The organism is Croceitalea sp. MTPC5 (genome assembly GCF_036985505.1).
GTDB lineage: Bacteria > Bacteroidota > Bacteroidia > Flavobacteriales > Flavobacteriaceae > Croceitalea.
The window spans coordinates 501,240-522,337 of the sequence record NZ_BTGQ01000002.1 but is presented as its reverse complement, the minus strand read 5'-3'; the positions used below and the strand labels follow the sequence as shown (position 1 = coordinate 522,337).

20 protein-coding genes are annotated in these 21,098 nt (G+C 40.0%); 13 read left to right on the top strand and 7 right to left on the bottom strand.

What is annotated here, in order from left to right; all coding sequences use genetic code 11:
* Window positions 1-36: 36 nt before the first annotated feature.
* From AACM45_RS07450 to AACM45_RS07430, 5 genes are all read left to right on the top strand, one after another.
* On the top strand, window positions 37-564 hold the full coding sequence (locus AACM45_RS07450) for a hypothetical protein (protein ID WP_339141768.1): 528 nt from the start codon (window positions 37-39) through the stop codon (window positions 562-564).
* A 5-nt stretch (window positions 565-569) separates the two neighbouring features.
* Window positions 570-950 carry a DUF2721 domain-containing protein gene (locus AACM45_RS07445; RefSeq protein WP_339141767.1) on the top strand — a complete coding sequence of 127 codons (381 nt, stop codon included), beginning with the start codon at window positions 570-572 and terminating at the stop codon, window positions 948-950.
* 15 nt (window positions 951-965) lie between these two features.
* On the top strand, window positions 966-1,544 hold the full coding sequence (locus AACM45_RS07440; RefSeq protein WP_339141765.1) for a Crp/Fnr family transcriptional regulator: 579 nt from the start codon (window positions 966-968) through the stop codon (window positions 1,542-1,544).
* 128 nt (window positions 1,545-1,672) lie between these two features.
* Window positions 1,673-2,368, top strand: a complete 696-nt coding sequence (locus tag AACM45_RS07435) for a type 1 glutamine amidotransferase domain-containing protein (protein WP_339141764.1) — start codon at window positions 1,673-1,675, stop codon at window positions 2,366-2,368.
* A gap of 16 nt (window positions 2,369-2,384) precedes the next feature.
* Window positions 2,385-2,831: an ester cyclase gene (locus AACM45_RS07430; RefSeq protein ID WP_339141762.1), complete on the top strand. Its 447-nt coding sequence runs from the start codon at window positions 2,385-2,387 to the stop codon at window positions 2,829-2,831.
* Window positions 2,832-2,940: 109 nt separating this feature from the next.
* Here the strand turns inward: AACM45_RS07430 and AACM45_RS07425 are convergent, their stop codons facing one another.
* The 4 genes from AACM45_RS07425 to AACM45_RS07410 all read right to left on the bottom strand — a co-directional run bounded on the left by AACM45_RS07425 (window position 2,941) and on the right by AACM45_RS07410 (window position 6,953).
* Entirely contained in the window at window positions 2,941-3,807 is an 867-nt protein-coding gene (locus AACM45_RS07425) for a DUF6268 family outer membrane beta-barrel protein (protein WP_339141760.1), read from the bottom strand.
* Between the two features lie 246 nt (window positions 3,808-4,053).
* The gene (locus tag AACM45_RS07420; RefSeq protein ID WP_339141759.1) at window positions 4,054-4,662 is read right to left on the bottom strand and encodes a pyridoxamine 5'-phosphate oxidase family protein; all 609 of its coding nucleotides are present in this window, start codon (window positions 4,660-4,662) and stop codon (window positions 4,054-4,056) included.
* 55 nt (window positions 4,663-4,717) lie between these two features.
* Entirely contained in the window at window positions 4,718-5,131 is a 414-nt protein-coding gene (locus tag AACM45_RS07415; RefSeq protein WP_339141758.1) for a nuclear transport factor 2 family protein, read from the bottom strand.
* Between the two features lie 61 nt (window positions 5,132-5,192).
* Window positions 5,193-6,953, bottom strand: coding sequence for an alpha/beta fold hydrolase (locus AACM45_RS07410; protein ID WP_339141757.1), 1,761 nt, complete (start codon window positions 6,951-6,953; stop codon window positions 5,193-5,195).
* A 271-nt stretch (window positions 6,954-7,224) separates the two neighbouring features.
* On the opposite strand from AACM45_RS07410, the gene msrB reads away from it, so the two are divergent.
* The 4 genes from msrB (at window position 7,225) to AACM45_RS07390 (ending at window position 9,520) form a co-directional block, all read left to right on the top strand.
* A complete protein-coding gene (gene msrB / locus AACM45_RS07405) occupies window positions 7,225-7,683 on the top strand; it encodes a peptide-methionine (R)-S-oxide reductase MsrB (protein WP_339141755.1) in 459 nt (152 codons plus the stop codon).
* A gap of 66 nt (window positions 7,684-7,749) precedes the next feature.
* Window positions 7,750-7,989 (top strand): peptide methionine sulfoxide reductase, encoded by a 240-nt coding sequence (locus AACM45_RS07400; RefSeq protein ID WP_339141753.1) that lies wholly within the window; start codon window positions 7,750-7,752, stop codon window positions 7,987-7,989.
* Window positions 7,990-8,029: 40 nt separating this feature from the next.
* A complete protein-coding gene (gene msrA, locus AACM45_RS07395; RefSeq protein WP_339141752.1) occupies window positions 8,030-8,524 on the top strand; it encodes a peptide-methionine (S)-S-oxide reductase MsrA in 495 nt (164 codons plus the stop codon).
* Window positions 8,525-8,674: 150 nt separating this feature from the next.
* On the top strand, window positions 8,675-9,520 hold the full coding sequence (locus AACM45_RS07390; protein ID WP_339141751.1) for a helix-turn-helix domain-containing protein: 846 nt from the start codon (window positions 8,675-8,677) through the stop codon (window positions 9,518-9,520).
* Window positions 9,521-9,579: 59 nt separating this feature from the next.
* Here the strand turns inward: AACM45_RS07390 and AACM45_RS07385 are convergent, their stop codons facing one another.
* From AACM45_RS07385 to AACM45_RS07375, 3 genes are all read right to left on the bottom strand, one after another.
* Window positions 9,580-10,131: a carboxymuconolactone decarboxylase family protein gene (locus tag AACM45_RS07385; RefSeq protein WP_339141750.1), complete on the bottom strand. Its 552-nt coding sequence runs from the start codon at window positions 10,129-10,131 to the stop codon at window positions 9,580-9,582.
* A 17-nt stretch (window positions 10,132-10,148) separates the two neighbouring features.
* The gene (locus tag AACM45_RS07380; RefSeq protein WP_339141749.1) at window positions 10,149-10,304 is read right to left on the bottom strand and encodes a hypothetical protein; all 156 of its coding nucleotides are present in this window, start codon (window positions 10,302-10,304) and stop codon (window positions 10,149-10,151) included.
* A 261-nt stretch (window positions 10,305-10,565) separates the two neighbouring features.
* Window positions 10,566-11,897: a hypothetical protein gene (locus tag AACM45_RS07375; protein WP_339141748.1), complete on the bottom strand. Its 1,332-nt coding sequence runs from the start codon at window positions 11,895-11,897 to the stop codon at window positions 10,566-10,568.
* A 492-nt stretch (window positions 11,898-12,389) separates the two neighbouring features.
* On the opposite strand from AACM45_RS07375, the gene AACM45_RS07370 reads away from it, so the two are divergent.
* From AACM45_RS07370 to AACM45_RS07355, 4 genes are all read left to right on the top strand, one after another.
* Window positions 12,390-14,513, top strand: a complete 2,124-nt coding sequence (locus tag AACM45_RS07370; protein WP_339141746.1) for a tetratricopeptide repeat-containing sensor histidine kinase — start codon at window positions 12,390-12,392, stop codon at window positions 14,511-14,513.
* 61 nt (window positions 14,514-14,574) lie between these two features.
* Window positions 14,575-16,650, top strand: a complete 2,076-nt coding sequence (locus AACM45_RS07365) for a histidine kinase dimerization/phosphoacceptor domain -containing protein (protein ID WP_339141744.1) — start codon at window positions 14,575-14,577, stop codon at window positions 16,648-16,650.
* Window positions 16,651-16,744: 94 nt separating this feature from the next.
* The gene (locus tag AACM45_RS07360) at window positions 16,745-18,856 is read left to right on the top strand and encodes a tetratricopeptide repeat-containing sensor histidine kinase (RefSeq protein WP_339141742.1); all 2,112 of its coding nucleotides are present in this window, start codon (window positions 16,745-16,747) and stop codon (window positions 18,854-18,856) included.
* 415 nt (window positions 18,857-19,271) lie between these two features.
* A complete protein-coding gene (locus AACM45_RS07355) occupies window positions 19,272-20,666 on the top strand; it encodes a Gfo/Idh/MocA family protein (protein ID WP_339141741.1) in 1,395 nt (464 codons plus the stop codon).
* Window positions 20,667-21,098: the final 432 nt, after the last annotated feature.

Sequence of the window (21,098 nt, the reverse complement as noted above, 5' to 3'; positions counted from 1 at the left end):
ATGAAATAGTTCGCGCTATTCAAAAAAAGTTTGCTTATGGAACCCGTAAAACTTTTTGGAATTGCTGATAGCATACAAACGTTGGCATATCAGTCTTGGCTTAAGAACAATGGTATACCCCATGTCTGTTACGATATTGGCGAAAGCGAAGAAAACCAATTCTTATTGTCAAAATACTACAAAAGTGGTCGCCTACGGTTTCCAACATTGGTGGTCAAAAACACAAAACTCAGAAAACCAAAAGAGCAAGACTTGATAGACGTTGTTATACAAGAGGCAACTGCTAACTTGTCGAACGGAAAAACCTTAGTGACCGTAAATGACAAAAAATACACTATAACCAAAAGAAAAATCGACAAGAATATTGTGAAAATCTGTGTACATGGTTTTAAAGATTTTGGGTTATTATGTTTTGAGGTTTACATGGATGCCAACAAAAAACATATTCACGTAGCCGATGAATATAAAAAAGCGGTACTTGGTTTTCTAACCTCATACCAAATCGAAACAGGTATTGATGGAACAATGGAAAAGGACGTATATGAAAAAAAGTATAGTAAATAGTTAACATGGAAGAATGGTATGTACCCATAACCATACTGCCAGGTATCTGCCTGCTTATTTTATCAACCTCGAACATCATGATAGATTTAAGCAGGGAAATCAAACTTTTGATAAAAGATGGGGGCAGTTCTAAACTGATCGAGCGGAAATTGCGGCAGCTTAAACTTATCAATAAAGCGATGGTTTTTCTATATCTTTCAGTAGGTAGTTTTGTGATTTCCGCCCTTTTATTGGGGGTCTCAACTAGCACGGGTATCAACATACAAGCCGCTACCTATATACTCTTTTTAGGTATTTTATTTGCCATGTTGGCATTAGGCAGTTTGATTTTGTATTCATTTAGGGCAGTAAGGTTACGACAAGATCAGTATCATAACAAGTGCTAATTTAAAAAAGAAAACGTGTTTGGCAGTATTTTAGAACATATTAAAGAATACATCGACCTTACCGATTTAGAGATTGAACAATTCACATCGGTTTTAATAGTGAAAAAACTTCGGAAAAGGCAATTCTTAATTGAAGAAGGAGATCGGGTAAACTATCAATACTATGTGGTCAGCGGTTGTTTAAAGGCTTACGAAGTTGATGGTAATGGAGAAGAACATATCATTCAGTTCGCAAGGGAGAATTGGTGGATCAGTGATTTCAAGGCTTTTTTTGATCAAGGGCAATCAAGATTGAATATAGACGCGATAGAGGAATCAACCGTTATTGGAATCGAAAAAAATGATTTGGAAGAACTATATCTTAAAGTGCCCAAGTTTGAAAGGTTCTTTAGGATAAAATTGACCAGGGCCTATGTTGCCTTGCAAAATAGAATACTATCATCGTTGGAAAAAACCAATGAAGAACAATACCTTGAATTTCAACGGGCATATCCGAATATAGAACAACGTATTCCCAATTATATGATTGCAAACTACTTGGGTATAAAGCCTGAAAGTTTGAGTCGAATACGTAAAAGATTGGTTTCTAGATAGTAAGAGTTCAAAGCACTTTGAAAATTGACTTAAGTCAATTTTTTTTCCTAACCCAGATCAACGATTCAAAACAGCTTCACACCTCATCTTTGTAGTGTAATTAAAAACAAAAATAAAAACAACAACAGATGAAAAATTTAAATGTACTTATCGTAACGACTTCACATGATCAATTGGGAAATACAGGTGAAAAGACCGGAGTGTGGATCGAAGAATTAGCTGGACCATATTACGAGTTCAAAGATAGTGGAGCTTCATTGACCATTGTGTCCACAAAAGGGGGAGTGGTGCCTTTAGACCCGAAAAGTGAACTACCCGAGTGGCAAACCGAATTTACAAAGCGATTTTTTAAAGACGACGAAGCGCTTGAGACTATAAAGAATACCAAGCGTGTAGATGAGGTAGATCCTGCTGAATTCGATATCCTGTTCTTTCCGGGGGGGCATGGGCCTATGTGGGATCTAGGTGACAATCCGAAGGTGGCGCAACTCATTCAAGCATTTGATCAAAATGATAGGCCAATCGGTCTAGTATGTCATGGTGTCGTGGCTTTGAAAGGGGTTCAAAATGGTAATGGAACTCCCTTTGTAAAGGGTAAAAGGGTTACCTCATTCACCAATTCAGAAGAAGATGCTGTGGGATTATCGGATGTAGTTCCATTTTTACTCGAAGATGCCCTAAAAGATGAAGGGGCGATTTATAGAAAAGGTGATGACTGGTCTGATTTTGTAATCGAGGATGGAAATTTGGTTACGGGTCAAAACCCACAATCTTCGGTATCGGCAGCAAGAAAAACCATTGAGTTAACAACAATTATTTCATAATCTAAAAAAGAAAATTATGCTTACTACAGAAAAGAGAATTCAAATCGCATCAGATTTTTTTAATGCCTACAAAAATCATGATCTTGATAAGGCCACGGCCTTGGCAACACCAGAAAGTACGTTCAGGTACATTCCCTTGGGTGATAATGGAAAAGGAAAGATCAAAGGAGCGGAAGGTACTACTTGGAAGGGAATCGCCTCAGCCTTAATCGCAGCGTTTCCGGATTTGACCAATGATGTGAAAAATATCTCGATTGACCATCAAGGTAATGCAATTGTACAGGTTTTTATCGGAGGGACCCAAGAGAATGAGATATTGGGCATTCCTAGTCAGGGAAAATACTATAATGTAGAACATTTGTTCCTGCTTAATATCAATGATGATGGTCTGATAGAAAATATCACATGTTACTGGGATAACTGGGACTGGTTTCAACAAATAGGATTCAATCCCGCAGCGTAGTATCGTTGCGTCACGAATATAGAAAACCAAAAAAAGCGTCAAGGGTCAATTCCTTAGCGCTTTTTTTGGTTTATGGGATTATGATTCGCCCTACCATATTAGCGCTGTATTAAATCTTAAACCTTAGAACGGCTCTTAAAGAAAGTCCATTACTATCATCGATAAGTAGAAGGTCATCATTGTTAGAATCGCGCAGATTGACATTTCTGTCCAGAATATACGATGTGCGTACAGAAAATTCGACATGATCCCCGATATGATATTCATATTGGAGTCCTGTTAAAATTAGGGACATATTGATTTGCTCCGCCACGCCATTATCCAAGGTAACCCCGCTTTGTATGTTCGAAGTAAAACCATCTAGCTGTGCGAATAATTTTAGGCGATTTTGTTTTGAAAAATGATACTGCAGATTCGTTTTCGGGACCCCCAGGTTAAAGGACCAATTTGGGTGGAATTTTCTGTAATAACTCACAAAGGGCAAGGGAAAGGGAAACCCACGATTTTGGGAATAGGAAACCCCCAAAATAAGGCGGTAGGGTCTTTTCAAGGTGGTATCGTCTTTCTTGTCTTTTATAAAAACGGCATCACCCGAAAAAAACACATCGTCAAAAGTCAACTCGTCTGCCCTAAGGTTCGAACTGATACCAGGTGTGAACCTGAGGCCCAAACGCCAATCATTTCGTAGCTTTTGGGTGTAGGCGATATTAAGGTCAAGCAATTGAAAACCATTCAGATCTTCAATATCAAAGGGTCTCGGGGTACCGCTGCCATAGATAACATTGATATTACTATAATCCAACCCTAAGAACAAATAGCTTTGTTTCCCATCCAATTTTATGGGGTAGTTGAAAAGAAATCGCAGCCGATTGAACTCAAAGTCGGCAGAAGAAGGTAAAATCGTATAATCTATACGTGCCAAATCCCCTAATTGCCCCCATGTCGATACCGACATTATCGAGGTCAATAGAAGCACTACTAGTTTCTTTTTACTACACATTATGGTAATGGAAAATTGTAGAAATAAAAATCGGGGATTAAAATACACATTTAAAATATGGTGTTCTGCAGTTTGTTGTTTAAAAAGATGTATTGGGCCATAAAAGCTACTTATATTGAAAAAGGATAGCGCTTACTATCGTAAATTTCTTGTTGTAATCAAAGCTGCCGCAGTTGTCCATAAATCGGATGCCAGATTTAAGAGAACATTTATTTGGCGCTTTTATTGTTTTTTCCCTCGAAGTGCCTCTAATTGCCCTTCTAAGGTCTTAATATACGAATCTTTAAGTGCTAACTGTTCTGCAACCTGCTTTTCGGTGAACCGTGGGGTAATGTGTTGCGGACAGTTCCAATCAAATGCATCAATGTGAAAAAGTAATACGCGCTCAGATTGGTAATCATAGTTTTTCAAAGTAAGTTTTTGAATGAGGTCCGGTCGCTGGTTCAGTTCAAATACTTCAGTGGTCGCATATATTTTTAAACGCCTACGTTTCGCATAATCCATCAATATTAAGGCCGTTTTTTTTGAATGGGAAAGGTTGCCTAAGGATATGTATTGCCTATTGCCAGAAAAATCAATAAAGCCCAAAGTTCTGTCATCCAATACCTTCAAAAAACCTTTTGGGCCACCACGATGTTGAATGTAGGGATAACCATTGTCACCCTTGGTGGCCATGTAAAAGCTATCACTATCATCAATATGCATTTTCTCCATTTGGCCAAGCCCTTCTTTATACATTCGCTTTTCAGCTCCTTGGTAAATTGTACGACTTCCGTTCACCGTCTGTTTTGACTTTACATCATCGGTAAAAGCTAAGGTATGATAGTTCATTTCTTCCGTTTTATAATTCTTTAGGTTGCAGTTTTTTCGGAATCATATAAAGACACTACAATTTTCGATCTACTTCATTTATTGCTAGGTCATTGATGCTCGCAAACCGTTTTTTCATCAGCCCATTTGCGTCAAACTCCCAATTTTCATTACCATAAGCGCGGTACCACTGTCCGGTCGCGTCGTGATATTCATATTCGAACCGTACGGCAATCCTATTCTCGGTATGGGCCCAGTATTCTTTCTTCAGCTTATAATCCAGTTCATTTTTCCATTTATCCGCTAAAAAGTTTTGGATTTCATTTCTACCATTTATAAAAAGGTTTCTATTGCGCCATTCGCTATCCTCTGTATAGGCCATTGAGATTTTGATAGGGTCTTGACTGTTCCAAGCGTCTTCTGCCATCTGTATTTTTTGAAGGGCGGTTGCTTTGGTGAAGGGCGGCAAAGGCAATTTTTTTAGTTCCATTATTTAGTGCTTTAATCGTAATTGTTTCGCTATTGTGATTGTAAATCAATTGGTGCGACGCTTAATTCAATGAAATGGTATCCCCATCTAAAGGTATTTCTATGAGTTCATCCAAACCTTTCGTACTAAGCGCGGCTTTCAAATCTTTTCGTTTTACGAAGCAGTGGTTCAACGTGTTCATGTGTACGGTTATAATATCGGATTGTGTGGCATTTCTGTGTACATTATAGATATCTTCTGGGGTCATGGTAATCGCATCCCCCTTTTTATCCCCTTCGATAAATTGGGCACCTCCTGCATTTAAGACAATCACATCAGGTTTATGGGTGTCCAAGGCCTGCTCCACCTCTTCACACCATCTGGTATCGCCAGCGACGTATATTTTTTTGTTGCCATTGTCGAAAACGTATCCAGAAACCGTTCCCATTAGTTTGCCCACCTTGCCAAAACCATGTTGCCCGCCGGTGCGATGTATGGTAATTCCTTCCCATTGCGTCGTGTCGGTGATGACGGTAACATTGGTAAAACCTTGGCTTTTAAGGCGTGCCTCATCAACTGGTTGTACAAAAATGGGTTTGTCTTTGGCAATCATTTCCTGGGCTTTTTGATCCCAATGGTCTAAATGGGTATGCGTGATGAACACAGCATCCACTTCAGTAACAAGTTTGGCTATTTCCGATTCGGTTATGGGTAAGTCCACCATAGGATTTCTAAAGTTGTTTCCTGCGCCGCTAAAGGCCGGAAAGGCCCCTTTTTTAGCGAACATGGGATCGATCAACAGTTTCTTTCCTGCAAAATTCATAACCAAAGTGGCATTTCTCAGTAAGCGTATATCCTCATTTTGCATTCCCAATTCCTTAGATTGGAGTTTATCCAAGAAATTGCGCATTTTTCCAATGATATCATCCCCGTCTTCTTCAAGGGCAAAATGGCCGGTATCATACAAATGAAAGTCAATGCTTTTTAAATCGTTCTTATACGCTTCGGCCCCTGAGGCAGGAAAAAACAGATCCCCTTTGCCCCAAACAATTAAGGTGGGGGGTTGGTATTTTCGTAAATACGCCTGCCATTTTGGATATTCGTCCAGATTTTTTCGATAGTCATAGAATAAATCAATGTTCATATCTTGGATTTTGGGTCTGGACATCCTGTGAAAATCCATGACCCAGTTGTCTGGATTTATTTTTTCTGGATTTCTGACGCCATGGGTGTACTGCCATTTCAATCCTTCCAAGGTAAAGGCCCCATACAAGGGCTTTCTGTTTTCAGAGGTATTGTTTTCCCAAAGTTTTTTGACATCCCCCCAGGCAGCACCTAGTCCTTCTTCGTAAGCGTTGCCATTTTGTATGATCAGGGCATCGACTTTTTCTGGATGTTTAAGAATAATACGGTACCCAATCGGGGCTCCATAATCTTGCATCATGAAACTGTAAGATGGTAACCCAAAACTTTCTACAAACCGATTCATGATATTACCCAAGTTCTCAAAAGAATAATCGAAATTGTCGGGATCAGGGTAATCACTTTCACCAAACCCAGGGTAATCGGGTGCTATAAGGTAATATTGGTCAGATAAACCGTCAAGAACCTTTCTGTATTGGTGCGATGAGGTCGGAAAACCATGAAGCAGTATTAGTGCTGGATTTTTAGGGTTGCCCGCCTCTCGATAAAAAATGTTTATCCCCTCTATTTCCTTGCTTTTGTAAAGCACAGGTTTTTTTGTAGCCTTTACCCCTTTTGTGGCAATGGCTACCGATGCATTTTTTTCTGAGGTACCCCAGGCTAAACTGATAATGATGAAAAATGCTATAAAAAGTCTCATACTATAAGTTTGATTTTTTGGATTTTTGAAGATGCTATTACTTTAGTCGTATTACTCTTGCAAAGATGTCTCTTAAGGCCTTCAATTTGAATAGCTTGAATACCCTTGTAATGGTACATTTTTCCCGAATTGTGGCTGAAAGGTCCATTGCCACAACTTTTTCTGTGATTTAAGGGTAGGTGAAGCGCATGGACAGTGCGGAGAAATGGATAAGGTATTTCGCATAAATATCGACTAACTTTGCATTCATTTATAATAGAAAGATTAAGCTATGTTGACTTGGAAAGATATTATTGGTTTTAGTGTAAAAGGTAATCCCGAGCCTGACCGTCGTGTTGAAAGAACGGATGCAGAATGGCGCGAAATACTTACTGCAGAGCAATTCAGGATTACACGTAAAAAAGGAACTGAACGACCGCATAGTGGTGAACTGTGCAGCATCTATGATGCAGGAAAGTACAACTGTGTCTGCTGTGACACCCCATTGTTCGATTCTACCATAAAATTTGAATCAGGAACAGGATGGCCAAGTTTTACACAGCCCATTAAAGAAAATGCCATCAAGTATGAAAAAGACTCTTCTTTTGGTATGGTGCGGGTCGAGGTGATGTGTAATACTTGTGATGCCCATCTGGGGCATGTATTTCCTGATGGGCCAGAACCCAGTGGCCTTCGTTATTGCATCAATTCAGAATCGATGAAACTTGATACGGCAATTGAAAGGAACTGACCTATACGTACGACAAACAAACCTGAAAAGTAAATTTTAAATACGTTGAACAAAAGGGTTTTCAAAATGATACAAAAGCTGCCCGAGGGCTATTCTGAAGGTATCTTCGAAAATAGAAAGTATGGTATTACCAAAAAGAGTTTTAACGACGGAAAATCGTATAAGGTGTATGGCGAAGAACTAGGGGGTCGAGATTACGTAAGTTTGAATTACTATAAGACCAAATCACATGAATTTTTGAAACCTTGTGAAATGCCCGAACATAAAGTACTGTATTTCTTGAATAACGTAGTGGTTACGAATTAGTTGAAATAACGTTTTAATATCCAATAGTAAGAAAGAGTAGATGAGCAATTATAAAAAAGCATATATCGCGGGAGGTTGTTTTTGGGGTATGGAAGATCTTTTTAGAACACGCCCAGGTATAATTGATACCGAAGTAGGTTATATAGGTGGCGAGAATGACCACCCGACCTATAAAAACCATCCTGGTCATGCCGAGGGCATTGAATTGACCTATGATCCTGGAAAAACCTCCTTCAAAGGAATCTTGGATTATTTTTTCAGGATACACAACCCGACGACATTAGATCGACAAGGGAATGATATTGGATCCAGCTATCGCTCCGCGATATTCTTTCAAAATGAAGAAGAAAAGGTTGCGGCAGAACAAATCATTAAAATCGTGGAAGACTCCAAAAAATGGGATGGTAATGTGGTCACTACCTTAGAACCCTTTACTGTTTTTTGGCCAGCAGAGCCTGAGCATCAAGACTATTTAGTGCGAATTCCGAATGGCTACACATGTCATTTTGAAAGATTTGAAGAAAGTTTTTTGTAGGCCAGTGACGAAAATTTGGGGTATGGTTTGATAATGAATGGTATGGCTGGTTATGTGGTATGGATTATCAGCTTCAACAAAGGACTATGGTTCCAACCACAAAATCGTTTATAGGTATTATTTTGTCTAAAATAAGTTGTTTATTAAGGTATGAAATTACAGTACACCAGTATTAAGGATGAAAGTGCACTTACCCTCACCAACTTTAATTGCGGACCGTCGCAACAGTTGTTAAAAGATAAAAACCTCTATAAAATCTTATGGAGTAATGGTCATGAGGTCGATATCATAGTTGACGGCTATCGATTGACCTTGAAACACAATCAAATCGTTTTTTGTACGCCTTTGAACGTTTTAGAGATTCCGCGAGATTCTAAGATGTTGGCCCTTGTGTTTAATCGAGAATTTTACTGTATTCGAGACCATGATGCCGAGGTATCTTGCAATGGGTTTTTGTTTTTTGGATCATCCCTACCGCCCGTGATTACGCTAAGTGGTAAAGAGGCAAAAAGCTTTGAGGCCATGTTCTTGATGATTCAAGAAGAATTTGAGACCAAAGACCATATTCAAGGTGAAATGCTTCGGGTACTGTTAAAAAGAATGCTTATAAAGGCTAGTAGGTTGGTGCAAAAAGATTTTCCCGAACCTGAAATTCCCAAACCCCAATTGGATATGGTGCGTCAATACCATGTTTTGGTTGAGCAACATTTTCGTGAAAAACATGCCGTAGCCCAGTATGCGGAATTGTTGTTCAAATCACCTAAGACCTTGAGTAACCTGTTCAAAAAAACCGGTGACAAATCTCCCTTGAAGATTATCAATGAACGAATTGTGCTTGAGGCAAAACGGCTATTGTTTTATTCTGATAAGACCGCTGAGGAAATAGGATACGAATTGGGGTTCAATGAACCCACCCATTTTTCAAAATTTTTCAAAAATCAGGTTGGGCATCCACCCGCAACGTTTAAGAAGAATTTTCAAGAGACCCTGATGTAACCAAAAATAATAGGCCCATCATACATATGACAGGCCTATTGAGAAGTTTGGGTAACTCTTTATGAAGCAAGTTCTACTTCCAATTCAGGTGCCACAGGAAAATCTACTGGAATTTTAGTGGTGTTGTTGATATAATTCGATATGGTCTTGTCGCCGACCAAAGCGATGGTATCAATAAGATTTTCTTTGGTCCAGCCCGCTTCAAAGAAATTTTCGAGAACGTCGGCATCAGTATTGCCACGATTTTCGGTAATGTTTCTGGCCAGTCTTGCAAGTGCATCGAGTTTTGTGTCAAATGAGGCGCGTCCGGCCCTTAATTGTAATATTTGATCATCGTCAAAACCGTTCATCTTACCGATAGCCGTATGGGCCGAAAGGCAGTATTCGCAATTATTGACCTGACTCACGGCAAGGTTGACCACTTCTTTTTCCTTCGCTTTCAATGAGGTTTTTGCGTTTGCGAAATCCAGGTAGTTTTTTAAAGCGTTTTCTGAATGCGCATAGGTTGCAAAAAGGTTAGGGACAAATCCTACTGCTTTTTTAAGGTTGTCAAATATGACTTGATTGTTCGTGCTTACTTCTTCCCTTGTGGGTACATTGAATGTGCTCATAATATTTTATTTTTTAATTAATAATTAGTAAAGGGTATAAATGGCTTTTCAGCATCACAGTGATAGTCTAAATTGGTACTATTGTTACAGTCAATAGTATTGAGGGTAATAGGGGTGACTGTCTTTTCTGATGTTCTGACCAAGTTCACTAAGGCTTTATAAATTGTTTTCATAATATTTTGATTTTAATTATATGACAAAGATGCGCTAGTAATTGCCCTGTAATACTATAGGTTCTTCCTTATCGATTGAAGATTTTTCCCTTTGTTCGATTTTCAACAGGTATACAAGGGTATTCGTAGGTCTAAAGGGCTCGTTAATTTGGTTCAACGGCGTTGAGAGGGGGTTAGGTTGAAGAATGTTAATACCTATATTAAAACAAAAAACCCAATGTCATTGACATTGGGTTTTGTTTTCAATAGTTGATCTGTACTTTAAAATTGAATGGTTCTTAAACCAGGTGTGCCAAATTGCGATATATAGAGAATGCGTCGTTCATCATCTGCCGCAATTCCATTGGGATTTGAGAATGTGGCCACATTCAATTCGCCATCTTGGTTGCCACGTTCCCCTGTACCTGCAAATATTTCTGAAGTACCATCAAACGAAACCTTAAAAATAAAATTATCATTGATGCCCGTAGCATAGATGTTGTCTTCAAAAATGGTCATATATCCAATACCGAATCCTTGGGTTACATTTGGTATGGTGGTAATCAATGAAACCTCACCTGAAGTATCAATGCTCAAAATATCAGCGGTAGCAAAATTTGCGGTGACGATATTGCCTTGACTATCTATGTCTATTCCCACACAACCTGCCAATTTATCAGCTGTTGCAAATACGGAAACCGTCCCATCGGGAGTGATTTTATTTATTACGGGTAAGGCAAAGTTTGCGGCATAAATGTTATCATTGGCATCTATGGTCAAACCTGATGGCCAACCATCTATTTCAGCAACTGCTGAAGTGGTGCCATCTGGTGTTACCTTGAGAAGCACCCCAGAAACCAAATCGTTATTGTTTTCATTGGTAAAATAAAAGTTTCCGTTGCTATCCATTACACCTCCCATTGGCGCTTCGACACCTGAGGCCTTTTCAGAAATAGCACCTGAGGGTGTTATTTGAAAAACCTGGGTTCCATTGTATTTGTTCAAAGCTTGGTCAAAAACACCGAAATTAGAAGCAAAAATCGTTCCGTCAGAACCAACGAAAAGACCATCATTTGCAGGAAAATCAGAACCAATAAGGGTAGCGGCCTCTAACTTGTTGACGAGCTGAAATACTGAAGATGGATTTGACAGTACATAAACGGTTTCATTATCAAACGTGCCCACAGTGAGTACATACGCCACATAATCTTGGTCCGCCACAATGGGTTCTCCCTCAAAGTCGAGCTGACTTTCTGCTAAGTTGATTTGTAGAGCAGAAGCGCTACTCTCTAATTGTAAAAAACTATTTGCCGATAACGCACTTGCACTCTCTTCGTTTACTAAGGCAATGTTTTCACTGAGAACATAAAATACCCTGTATGCCGTAATATTACTGGTGATGCCACCATTAAAATTAACGACTATATCACTTGCGTTTTTGGTGTTGCTTACATCAACGGCATTGGTGATTGTGGCCCTGAATGCCTCTGGCACGAAAACTGGGGTAATCGTCAAGGTTGCATCGTCATCGTCTTCACATGAAAATGAGAGTGAAGCAGTCATTAACAGTAGAATTGAAAATAGCAATACTGTTTTTTTTCGTGTTTTGATCATCTGTTTAAGTTTTAAGATTATTGTGGTAAAACTATGGTTGAGGCAACTTGAAATCGACGCAATGGGTACAAATGGACATTTTTGTGCCCATAAGAAGTGGTTGTGATTTAAAATCTTCGTTTGGTCTCAATAATTTGAAGAATGGTCTTAAGCCTGAGAAAAGTGTTGCTGCCTAACAATAGGAAATCAAACCAAAATAATTTTTGGTCAAAGATGAATTATCCCAAATCTATGATGAATTGAATTTGGTATGTTATAAAAGTTGCTTACCTGTTTCACCATGGTACACTTAAAATGGAATTGTAAAATCATCCGTACTTACCTACGTGTTAATGAACAGGAAAAGGTCCAATAGTATTTTCCCGAAAGGTTTCAAGATAAACGAGTGGTAAGGGTTGCGATAAAAGGCATCATTCTAAAGTGAAGAAAATCAGGTATTTTCAGAATTTAATAGTACATTTAGAAACTACTGTATTTGCCAAAAAGTAAACTATGGCTCACAACGGTTTTCATTTAAATAAACTTATCATTTTATGTGGTATACTGTTTCTCGCCTTGGTAGTAAGTGTTCGTCCGCAAAAAAAAACCACTGAAAGGGATAGCCTGAAAAGACTATTGATAGCGAAAACCCCTGATTCCATACGTTTGGCCACTATGGTGGCGCTAAGCTTGACCTACTACCCTAATCAAATGGACAGTTTTGATTTGAATATCAAAAAAATAAAAGCGTTTGGTAAAAAAACGGGAAACGCGCAGGCTCAAGCAGAGGCATTACACCTATTGGGTATAGCCCACAGAAAAAACAAAGAATACCCCGAGGCCATTCAAAAAGACAGTATGGCGCTTAAAATTTTTGAAGAATCAGGAAACCTCCAAAAGCAAATGGAGGTCAAAAAATCGATGGGGGCCACGTATTCCTTTTCCCGGGCCCATAAAAATGCATTGACATGCTATAAAAATGCCCTGGAACTTGCTAAGGGCTTGAATGATCATGAAAACATCGTCAATATTTCTATAAATATGGCGATTGTATATACTGCTTTGACCCGATATGAAAATGCCTTGGACATTGTATTGCAACAAACCGCATTAGTGGAACAGGGACTGATAACACCAAAATTCCAAATTAAATATCATAGCATTCTGGGTAGTATATATAGCAGAATAGAAGAGAATGGGAAGTCATTGGCCTACTTTAAGAAAGCTTATGAGCTAAGTGTACCTACAGAGTATTATGATGATCAGATAGTGGCCCTGTCCAATCTATCTTACATATATGACAAGGAGAATGATTATACGAGGGCAAAAGAAAGTATTTATAAAGCCTTGGATATCATAGAGCAGCGCGACTTAGAGAAACGCAAACCCGCGATATTGGGTATGATAAGTTCGTTGCATATGGAACGGGGCGAGTATGAAAAATCATCATGCTATTTGTCTGAATCCCTTGCCATAGCCGAGAAACAGAAAGATACCTTTGCCATGGCCAATGTATATTGCAGTCTGGGCAAGTCGTATGTAAAGGGAAAGGCCTTTACCAAGGGAAAGGCGGATTTGGAAAGGGCTAAACTGCTTTTTTCTGCCCTCGCAATGAATCAAGAAGGATTCAATATCCGTTCAGAAATCTTTAAATCACTTTCTTTGATAGACTCGGCCCTTGGTGACGCCACCTCAAGCCTTAATTATTATAAGAAGTACATTGCTTTTCGAGATAGCCTCAAGATCAAGGAGCAAAAGCAGCATATGGAAGAAATGGAGCTTGCCCATGAGAGTGATAAGAAGGATCGAGAGATAGAGCTTCTTTCCGCCGAGAACGAGGTACAGAACCTTAAAGCAGACCAAGAAAGAAATGTTCGAGCGGGCCTTATCATTGGGGGTCTTTTGGTATTATTATTCTTAGGGGTTACCTACAGTAGGTATCGTACAAAGAACAGGGCTATCGCGACCATCGAGGATCAAAAAAGGGCCATCGAGGGCAAAAGCCATGAGAACGAGATGTTGATCAAAGAGATACACCACCGGGTGAAGAATAACCTGCAAATTATTTCAAGCCTTTTAAGCGCCCATTCAAGTTCTACAGAATACGACGAAAAGGTTGACCGCATTATCATGGAGAGCCAGAACAGGATTCGTTCGATGGCACTTATACACCAAAGCCTTTACGCCTCGAACAATTTTTCAAAAGTAGACACCACGAGCTACTTCAACGATTTGATTGAAAACTTGGGGGAATCATATGCACACACGCACAAACACGTGCGTTTTGAATCCGATATACAGGCCGGCGAGATTAAGATGGATCTAGCGGTGCCTTTGGGTCTTATTATAAATGAATTGACTACCAATGCATTCAAATATGCATTCAAGGGATCAAGAATGGATTCGGTGATATCGATAGGGTTCCGTATGACCGCAGATGGGGAATCTTTCGAGCTAGAGGTGTCAGATAACGGCCAAGGGTTGCCCGATGGCTTTGACATGGAGACAACGGAGTCTTTCGGCCTTCAAATGGTAAGGGGGTTGGTCGAACAGTTAAAAGGGAACATTGTGATTGCCGACACGGAAGGGCATGGAACACGTTTCGAGATACTAATAAACTATCGCGAGGCAGCGTAATGAAACAAGTATGATGAAACAGTGCCATTTTTTGGAAAATAGAAGCATAAAGTTCTTGACAATGCTATTTTTACTCTTTACGCTTACTACTCACGTACAATCACAAATGACCACGAGGGATAGTCTGAAATCGGTATTGGCCGGTGACCTTGTGGATTCTGTGCGTATCAATGCCATGATCTTACTGGGTAAGACCTATTATCCTAAACAAATGGATAGCTTTTTATACCATGGCAATGCGTTGCTGGACTTTGGGGAAAAGACCCGAAGTAAAAAAGCAAAAGCCGAGGCACTACATTTATTCGCACTTGCCGATCGTAAGCAAAAAGCGTATCGGAATGCCGTCAAAAACGATAGTAGTGCATTGCACATCTTCAAAGATATCAACGATACGATGGGTCATTCCAGAATGTTAAAATCCATTGCCAAAACCTACGATACTGAAAAGGATTATGATAAATCGGCTGCATATTATGCCAAAGCCCTAGACCTTGCAAAAAGCCTACCAGACCCGAACTGGGTCCTAAAAATTGCGATAGACCACGGTATCGTACTAAGTAAATTAAGCAAATTTGATGAAGCTTTTAAAACATTGACAACAGAGTCTGAGCTTGTTAAAAGGGATGATATCGATTTAGAGTTAAAAATACGCTATCACACGGTTTTAATGGTTTTACATCGGTATCTGAATGAGAATACAAAGGCTATTTTCTATGCTGAAAAGGCATATCAATTTAGCAAGGCATCAAAATTTCATGACAATCATTTGACCCTGATAATCAACCTATGGGATCTCTATCGTTTGGAAGGGGATTCAAAGACATCGCAGAAATATGGGGAAGAGGCCATAGCTTTCTTTGAAAAGCATCCTATTGAACGTTTAGAATACCATATAAATTATAATGGTGCCCGAATGTTCGTGGAAAAAAGGGAGTACGATAAGGCGGAAATATTTTATCTTAAAAACCTGAGCCTTGTAAAAGCGAAAAAAGATTCCACATCCGTTGCCCAGGCATACACAGATCTTGGGGAGTTCTATGTTGAGATCAATCAATATGCCAAAGGTAGAAGGGCTTTGAAGAATGCTGAATCGTTGTTGCAAAATGTACTGTTGGATACTCAGGGCATGGTGATGCGCTATCAAATCTATGAGTATCTCTCGTCTGTAGACTCGGCCCTAGGAGACGCTACCTCAAGCCTTTACCATTACAAGAGGTATGTTGCCTTTAGGGATAGTCTGAAGATAAAGGAGCAAAAGCAGCACATGGTAGAGATGGAACTGGCCTACGAGAGCGATAAGAAAGATAGGGAGATACGGTTGCTCTCTACCAAGAACGAGGTACAGCGGTTAAAGGCCGGCCAAGACCGTAACCTTCGAATAGGCCTTATCATCGGTGGGGCATTGGCCCTTCTTCTGCTGGGGGTCACCTACGGTAAGTACCGTACCAAGAATAGGGTTTTGACGACGATAGCCCAACAGAAAGCGGCCATCGAAGAGAAGAGCCGTGAGAACGAAATGCTGGTGCGTGAGATACACCACCGTGTGAAGAACAACCTGCAGATTACCTCGAGCCTCTTGAACGCCCATACCCATTCCTCGAAACATGATGAAAGGGTGAACCAGATAATCCAAGAGAGCCAGAACAGGATCCGTTCGATGGCCTTGATACATCAGAACCTGTACAGTTCGAACAATTTCTCAAAAGTGGAGACCACTAGCTATTTCAATAACCTTATCGAAAACTTCAGGCAGTCTTATGCGCGGGCGCATAAGTATGTTCGTTTCAAATCGGAAATACAACCAGGGGAGATCAAGATGGACCTCGCCGTTCCCCTAGGGCTCATGCTCAATGAATTGGTCACCAATGCCTTTAAATACGCCTTTAGGGAACCAAGGATGGATGCCACCATAACAATAGACTTCAAAATGGGCCCAGAAGGGGAGTCTTTTGACCTAAAGGTCTCCGACAATGGGTCGGGAATGCCCGATGGCTTTGATATGGATGCCTCTGGGTCGTTTGGGCTACAAATGGTCAGGGGATTGGTGGCACAGTTAAAGGGAAACATCGATTTGGAGCAAACCAACGATCAAGGTACCTGCTTCCATATTTCAGTGAATTATTCACGAGCGGCTTGAAAATACACCTAAACCTTAATTTAGCTATTTCAACTTTATAGAAAGAAATAATGCGATGAGCGACCAAGTTAGTAAGATAAAGAATAGGTATCGTATGACATTAGCAAAAAAAAGAACATTCTTAAAGTGCCTAGTGCCATTTCTTCTGTTCATAATTCCGATAGGGCTTCAGGCACAAAGCATTCCCATCGATAGTATAAAAAAGACCTTGAAGTTAAAACTTGCGGATACCGTTCGGGCGAATAACTTAGAAAAGTTAAGTATTGCCTACACTAAAAAAAATACCGATAGTGCACTTTTTTTTGCGCAACAACTCATGGACTTGAGTGCCAAAAGGAATAACGTAGATTTTAGGATTCGGGCACTTTTCCAATTTGGACATATTTATCGTAAAGAAAAAAACTACCCCTTGGCTATTCAAAAAGATAGTCTTGCAGGGTTGCTGGCTAGAAAAATAGGGGATACCGAAAATGAGGAAAATTCACTCATGTATTTGGCCTTGTCCCATCTTGGAAATGATGATCAAAGTTTGGCTTTTGATTATTTCAATAGGGCATTATCTGTAAAGGAAAGTTACAAAAACACTAATGAACAAGTGATAGCCCACATGAAAGTGGCCAGCCAATATTTAGACTTGCAGAAGTATGATATTGCCCTAAAATTCTTGTTGCCCCTGCTTGAAAAAATGGATAATAAAGACTTGAGTGTAATCTTTAAAATTAGGCTTTATAATTGGATAGGTGGAATCTACAAGGAAATAGGTGAGCTTGAAAAATCCATTACCTTTTTTGAAAAGGTAATCCATCTTAGCAGGAAAGAATCCCAATATAGGGAATTGATTATTGGGTCCCTTAATCTGGCCGGGGTTTTTAGAATATCCGGGGATAGCGAAAAAGCTTTGAAACTTGCCTTTGATGCCTTGGATGTTTCGAGGGAACAAAACCATCTTTTTGAACAAAATATATTAAAATCCATCGGTTACAGTTATTCCGAATTAAAAGAATATGATAATGCTGAAGGGTATTTTCTACAGGCTGCGGAGTTGGTGAAGAAAGACGGAACCGTATATGACATCATCAATGCCGATTGTAGCCTTGGTGAATTCTATGTGAAAGTCGGGAAGTTCGATAAAGGAAAACGGTTATTGGAAAAAAGCAAAGAAGACTTTTCGAAATTGGACAATTTGAGAAAATCGAAAAACCTGATATCACAGATCTATAAGTCACTTTCTAAAATAGACTCCGGTAGAAATGACTATAAAAGCAGTCTGTACCATTATAAAAAGCACATAGAATTAAAAGACAGTATCGCCCTTGATGAACAAAAACAGGAAATAGCGAATCTTGAGATCGCCTATGAAAGTGATAAGAAAGATAGGGAGATACGGTTGCTCTCTACCAAGAACGAGGTACAGCGGTTAAAGGCCGGCCAAGACCGTAACCTTCGAATAGGCCTTGCCATAGGCGGGGCACTGGCCCTTCTTCTGTTGGGGGTCACTTACAGTAAGTACCGTGCCAAGAAAAGGGCGTTGACCACAATAGCCGAACAGAAAACGGCCATCGAAGAGAAGAGCCGCGAGAACGAGATGCTGGTGCGTGAGATACACCACCGTGTGAAGAACAACCTGCAGATCACCTCGAGCCTCTTGAACGCTCATGCACATTCCTCGAAACATGATGCAAGGGTAGACGAGATAATTCAAGAGAGCCAGAACAGGATCCGTTCCATGGCCTTGATACATCAGAACCTGTACAGTTCGAACAATTTCTCAAAAGTGGAGACCACCAATTATTTCAACGACCTTATCGATAATTTGAGGGAATCTTATGTAGATGAAAATAAGAACGTTCGTTTTGAATCTGATATACAACCAGGGGAGATCAAGATGGACCTCGCCGTTCCCCTAGGGCTCATGCTAAATGAATTGGTCACCAATGCCTTTAAATATGCCTTTAGGGAACCAAGGGTGGATGCCACCATAACGATAGATTTCAAAATGGGGCAAGAAGGGAAGTCCTTTGACCTTAAGGTCTCCGACAATGGGTCGGGAATGCCCGATGGCTTTGATATGGATGCCTCAGGGTCGTTTGGGTTACAAATGGTCAGGGGATTGGTAGTACAATTGAAGGGGAATATTGTTTTGGAAAAAACCAATGGTCAAGGCACCTGCTTCCATATTTCAGTGAATTATCCAAAAGCGGCTTAATCTGGTATTTCTACAGTACTGTGTGATGTAAACCGTAGTATCACAATCTTTACATGCTTATCAAAGGTATCGACAAAACTAATTTACACAAGTCGGTATAACTTAACATGTCTAAAACCTAATTGCCAGAGGTAACGGGTAAGTGCTGGATTCTATTTATTGAGAAGTTCTTCTGCAGTTACCAAATCATCTTTGGTACTTAAGGTGACCATATTTTTGGTCATTATGCGTACTATGGGGACTCGTTTTTTCATGAGCGCTAGTATTTAGGTTTCTTATCTTAAAGATACCATGGTACTGTGTCAAAGAACATGATATATGTCATTTGTTTTAATGGTAGAAGAAAAATCATCCTGCGTTGGTTTCTAAGAAAAGCGTAACTTCAAGACGTTACTGTCGAATCAAAACCTCCAAAATGAAAAAGGAAACTTCCCGCAGGTCTTTTTTGAAAAAGGCCACTATAAGTACTGCCATGCTGACGGCTACACCCTATATTTTTTCAAATTCGTACGATGAAAAAATTGTGCTTTCAAGAACGTATCAAGGTTCAAAATCATATACAGCCAACGACCGTATTAATTTGGCACTGATCGGAACGGGTATTCAAGGAATCTATGATACACAATCGGCACTAAGGATTGCCGGTGTTCAATTGGTGGCGGCATGTGATTTGTATACCGGAAGATTGGAAAGGGCAAAAGAACTTTGGGGAGGGTCTATATTCGTAACAAGGGACTATCGTAAAATTTTAGAGCGTAAAGATATTGATGCCGTAATAGTGGCAACGCCCGACCATTGGCACCAAAAGATAACTGTTGAGGCACTTAAGGCTGGCAAGCACGTGTATTGTGAAAAACCGATGGTGCAAAAATTCGAAGAAGGGCAGGCCATTATCAAGGCGCAACAAAATTATGGCAAGATATGCCAAGTGGGTAGTCAGGGGATGTCATCTTTAGGCAATGAAAAGGCAAAGCAATTGTACGAAGAAGGAGCCATCGGTGATATTGTGATGTTGGATATGTATAATGATAGATACTCGGCTGAGGGTGCATGGCAGTATCCGATTCCACCCGATGCAAATCTTAATACCGTTGATTTTGATACTTTTTTGGGCAAGGCCCCCAAAGTACCCTATGAGCCAAAACGCTTTTTCAGATGGCGCAATTACCAAGATTACGGCACGGGTGTTGCCGGCGATCTATTTGTTCATGCTTTCTCAACGCTAAACCATGTTATCAGTTCAAATGGTCCGAATCGGGCAATGGCCACCGGTGGTCTACGATATTGGAACGACGGACGTGATGTGCCCGATGTTTCGATTACCTTGTACGACTATCCGAAAACCGAAACACATGCCGCTTTTAACGCCGTTTTTCGAATCAATTTTATTGCAGGTAATGGCGGCGGTGGCGGTTTCAAATTAATAGGGACCGAAGGTGAAATGGAAGTGGGCCAAAACGAGGTCAAGCTAACGCGCTCAAAATTAGGAATGTTACCCAGTTCATATTCCATGGTGGCCTATACCGAGGCGACGCAAGAAAAAATAAGGAAGGACTACCATAAAGCGGCACTTGAGCCACGGGCTTCAAGCTTGAATACGGGAACAACGGTTTGGAAGGCATCAAACGATTACAGAGGAGGGCATTACGACCATTTCCATAATTTTTTTAATGCGATAAGAACAAAAGGGGAAGTAGTACAAGACCCCACTTTTGGTCTTCGTGCAGCAGGGGCGGCACTCTTGGCCAACGAAAGCTATTTTAAAAACAGACCGGTGGATTGGGATTCCACCGCTATGAAATTGATTTGATGGAAAAGAAAGGGGGCTACCCAAAAAGTTAAAAAAGATGTCATTTCGAGTGCATTCGAGAACTTTGAACATTCAAAATATTTCGACTGAGCTTAATACGGCAATAGTGCAAAAAGCCAGACTTTTTAGACAGCTTTTATATATAAAGGAGTTGGTCAAATCTTAAAGGTGACTAGCGTAATAATACTATGGTATGTAATAGTTTTACTAATCCTATATGTATAAAATGAAGTGGCCCTTTTGGTTCGTGGATGGGCCTACCGCATCCTTGAATTACCCTCTGTATGATTTAAAATACCATTTATGTTCACTGTGAGTGTAACTTTTTTTATCAATTTTGGTTTATATATGCGCTAATATTACCCGCGAGTTCACATTGAAATTTTAGACCCTGTTAATACTGGGTCTAAAAATAACGTATTCCGGTAAAGC

Coding starts and splice junctions, on each gene's coding strand:
- AACM45_RS07450 (WP_339141768.1), top strand. CDS start 37: ATGGAACCCGTAAAACTTTTTGGAATTGCTGATAGCATACAAACGTTG.
- msrB (WP_339141755.1), top strand. CDS start 7,225: ATGTTGACTTGGAAAGATATTATTGGTTTTAGTGTAAAAGGTAATCCC.
- AACM45_RS07390 (WP_339141751.1), top strand. CDS start 8,675: ATGAAATTACAGTACACCAGTATTAAGGATGAAAGTGCACTTACCCTC.
- AACM45_RS07400 (WP_339141753.1), top strand. CDS start 7,750: ATGATACAAAAGCTGCCCGAGGGCTATTCTGAAGGTATCTTCGAAAAT.
- AACM45_RS07355 (WP_339141741.1), top strand. CDS start 19,272: ATGAAAAAGGAAACTTCCCGCAGGTCTTTTTTGAAAAAGGCCACTATA.
- AACM45_RS07430 (WP_339141762.1), top strand. CDS start 2,385: ATGCTTACTACAGAAAAGAGAATTCAAATCGCATCAGATTTTTTTAAT.
- AACM45_RS07445 (WP_339141767.1), top strand. CDS start 570: ATGGAAGAATGGTATGTACCCATAACCATACTGCCAGGTATCTGCCTG.
- AACM45_RS07415 (WP_339141758.1), bottom strand. CDS start 5,131: ATGGAACTAAAAAAATTGCCTTTGCCGCCCTTCACCAAAGCAACCGCC.
- AACM45_RS07410 (WP_339141757.1), bottom strand. CDS start 6,953: ATGAGACTTTTTATAGCATTTTTCATCATTATCAGTTTAGCCTGGGGT.
- AACM45_RS07385 (WP_339141750.1), bottom strand. CDS start 10,131: ATGAGCACATTCAATGTACCCACAAGGGAAGAAGTAAGCACGAACAAT.
- AACM45_RS07420 (WP_339141759.1), bottom strand. CDS start 4,662: ATGAACTATCATACCTTAGCTTTTACCGATGATGTAAAGTCAAAACAG.
- AACM45_RS07380 (WP_339141749.1), bottom strand. CDS start 10,304: ATGAAAACAATTTATAAAGCCTTAGTGAACTTGGTCAGAACATCAGAA.
- AACM45_RS07370 (WP_339141746.1), top strand. CDS start 12,390: ATGGCTCACAACGGTTTTCATTTAAATAAACTTATCATTTTATGTGGT.
- AACM45_RS07435 (WP_339141764.1), top strand. CDS start 1,673: ATGAAAAATTTAAATGTACTTATCGTAACGACTTCACATGATCAATTG.
- AACM45_RS07365 (WP_339141744.1), top strand. CDS start 14,575: ATGCTATTTTTACTCTTTACGCTTACTACTCACGTACAATCACAAATG.
- AACM45_RS07360 (WP_339141742.1), top strand. CDS start 16,745: ATGACATTAGCAAAAAAAAGAACATTCTTAAAGTGCCTAGTGCCATTT.
- AACM45_RS07375 (WP_339141748.1), bottom strand. CDS start 11,897: ATGATCAAAACACGAAAAAAAACAGTATTGCTATTTTCAATTCTACTG.
- msrA (WP_339141752.1), top strand. CDS start 8,030: ATGAGCAATTATAAAAAAGCATATATCGCGGGAGGTTGTTTTTGGGGT.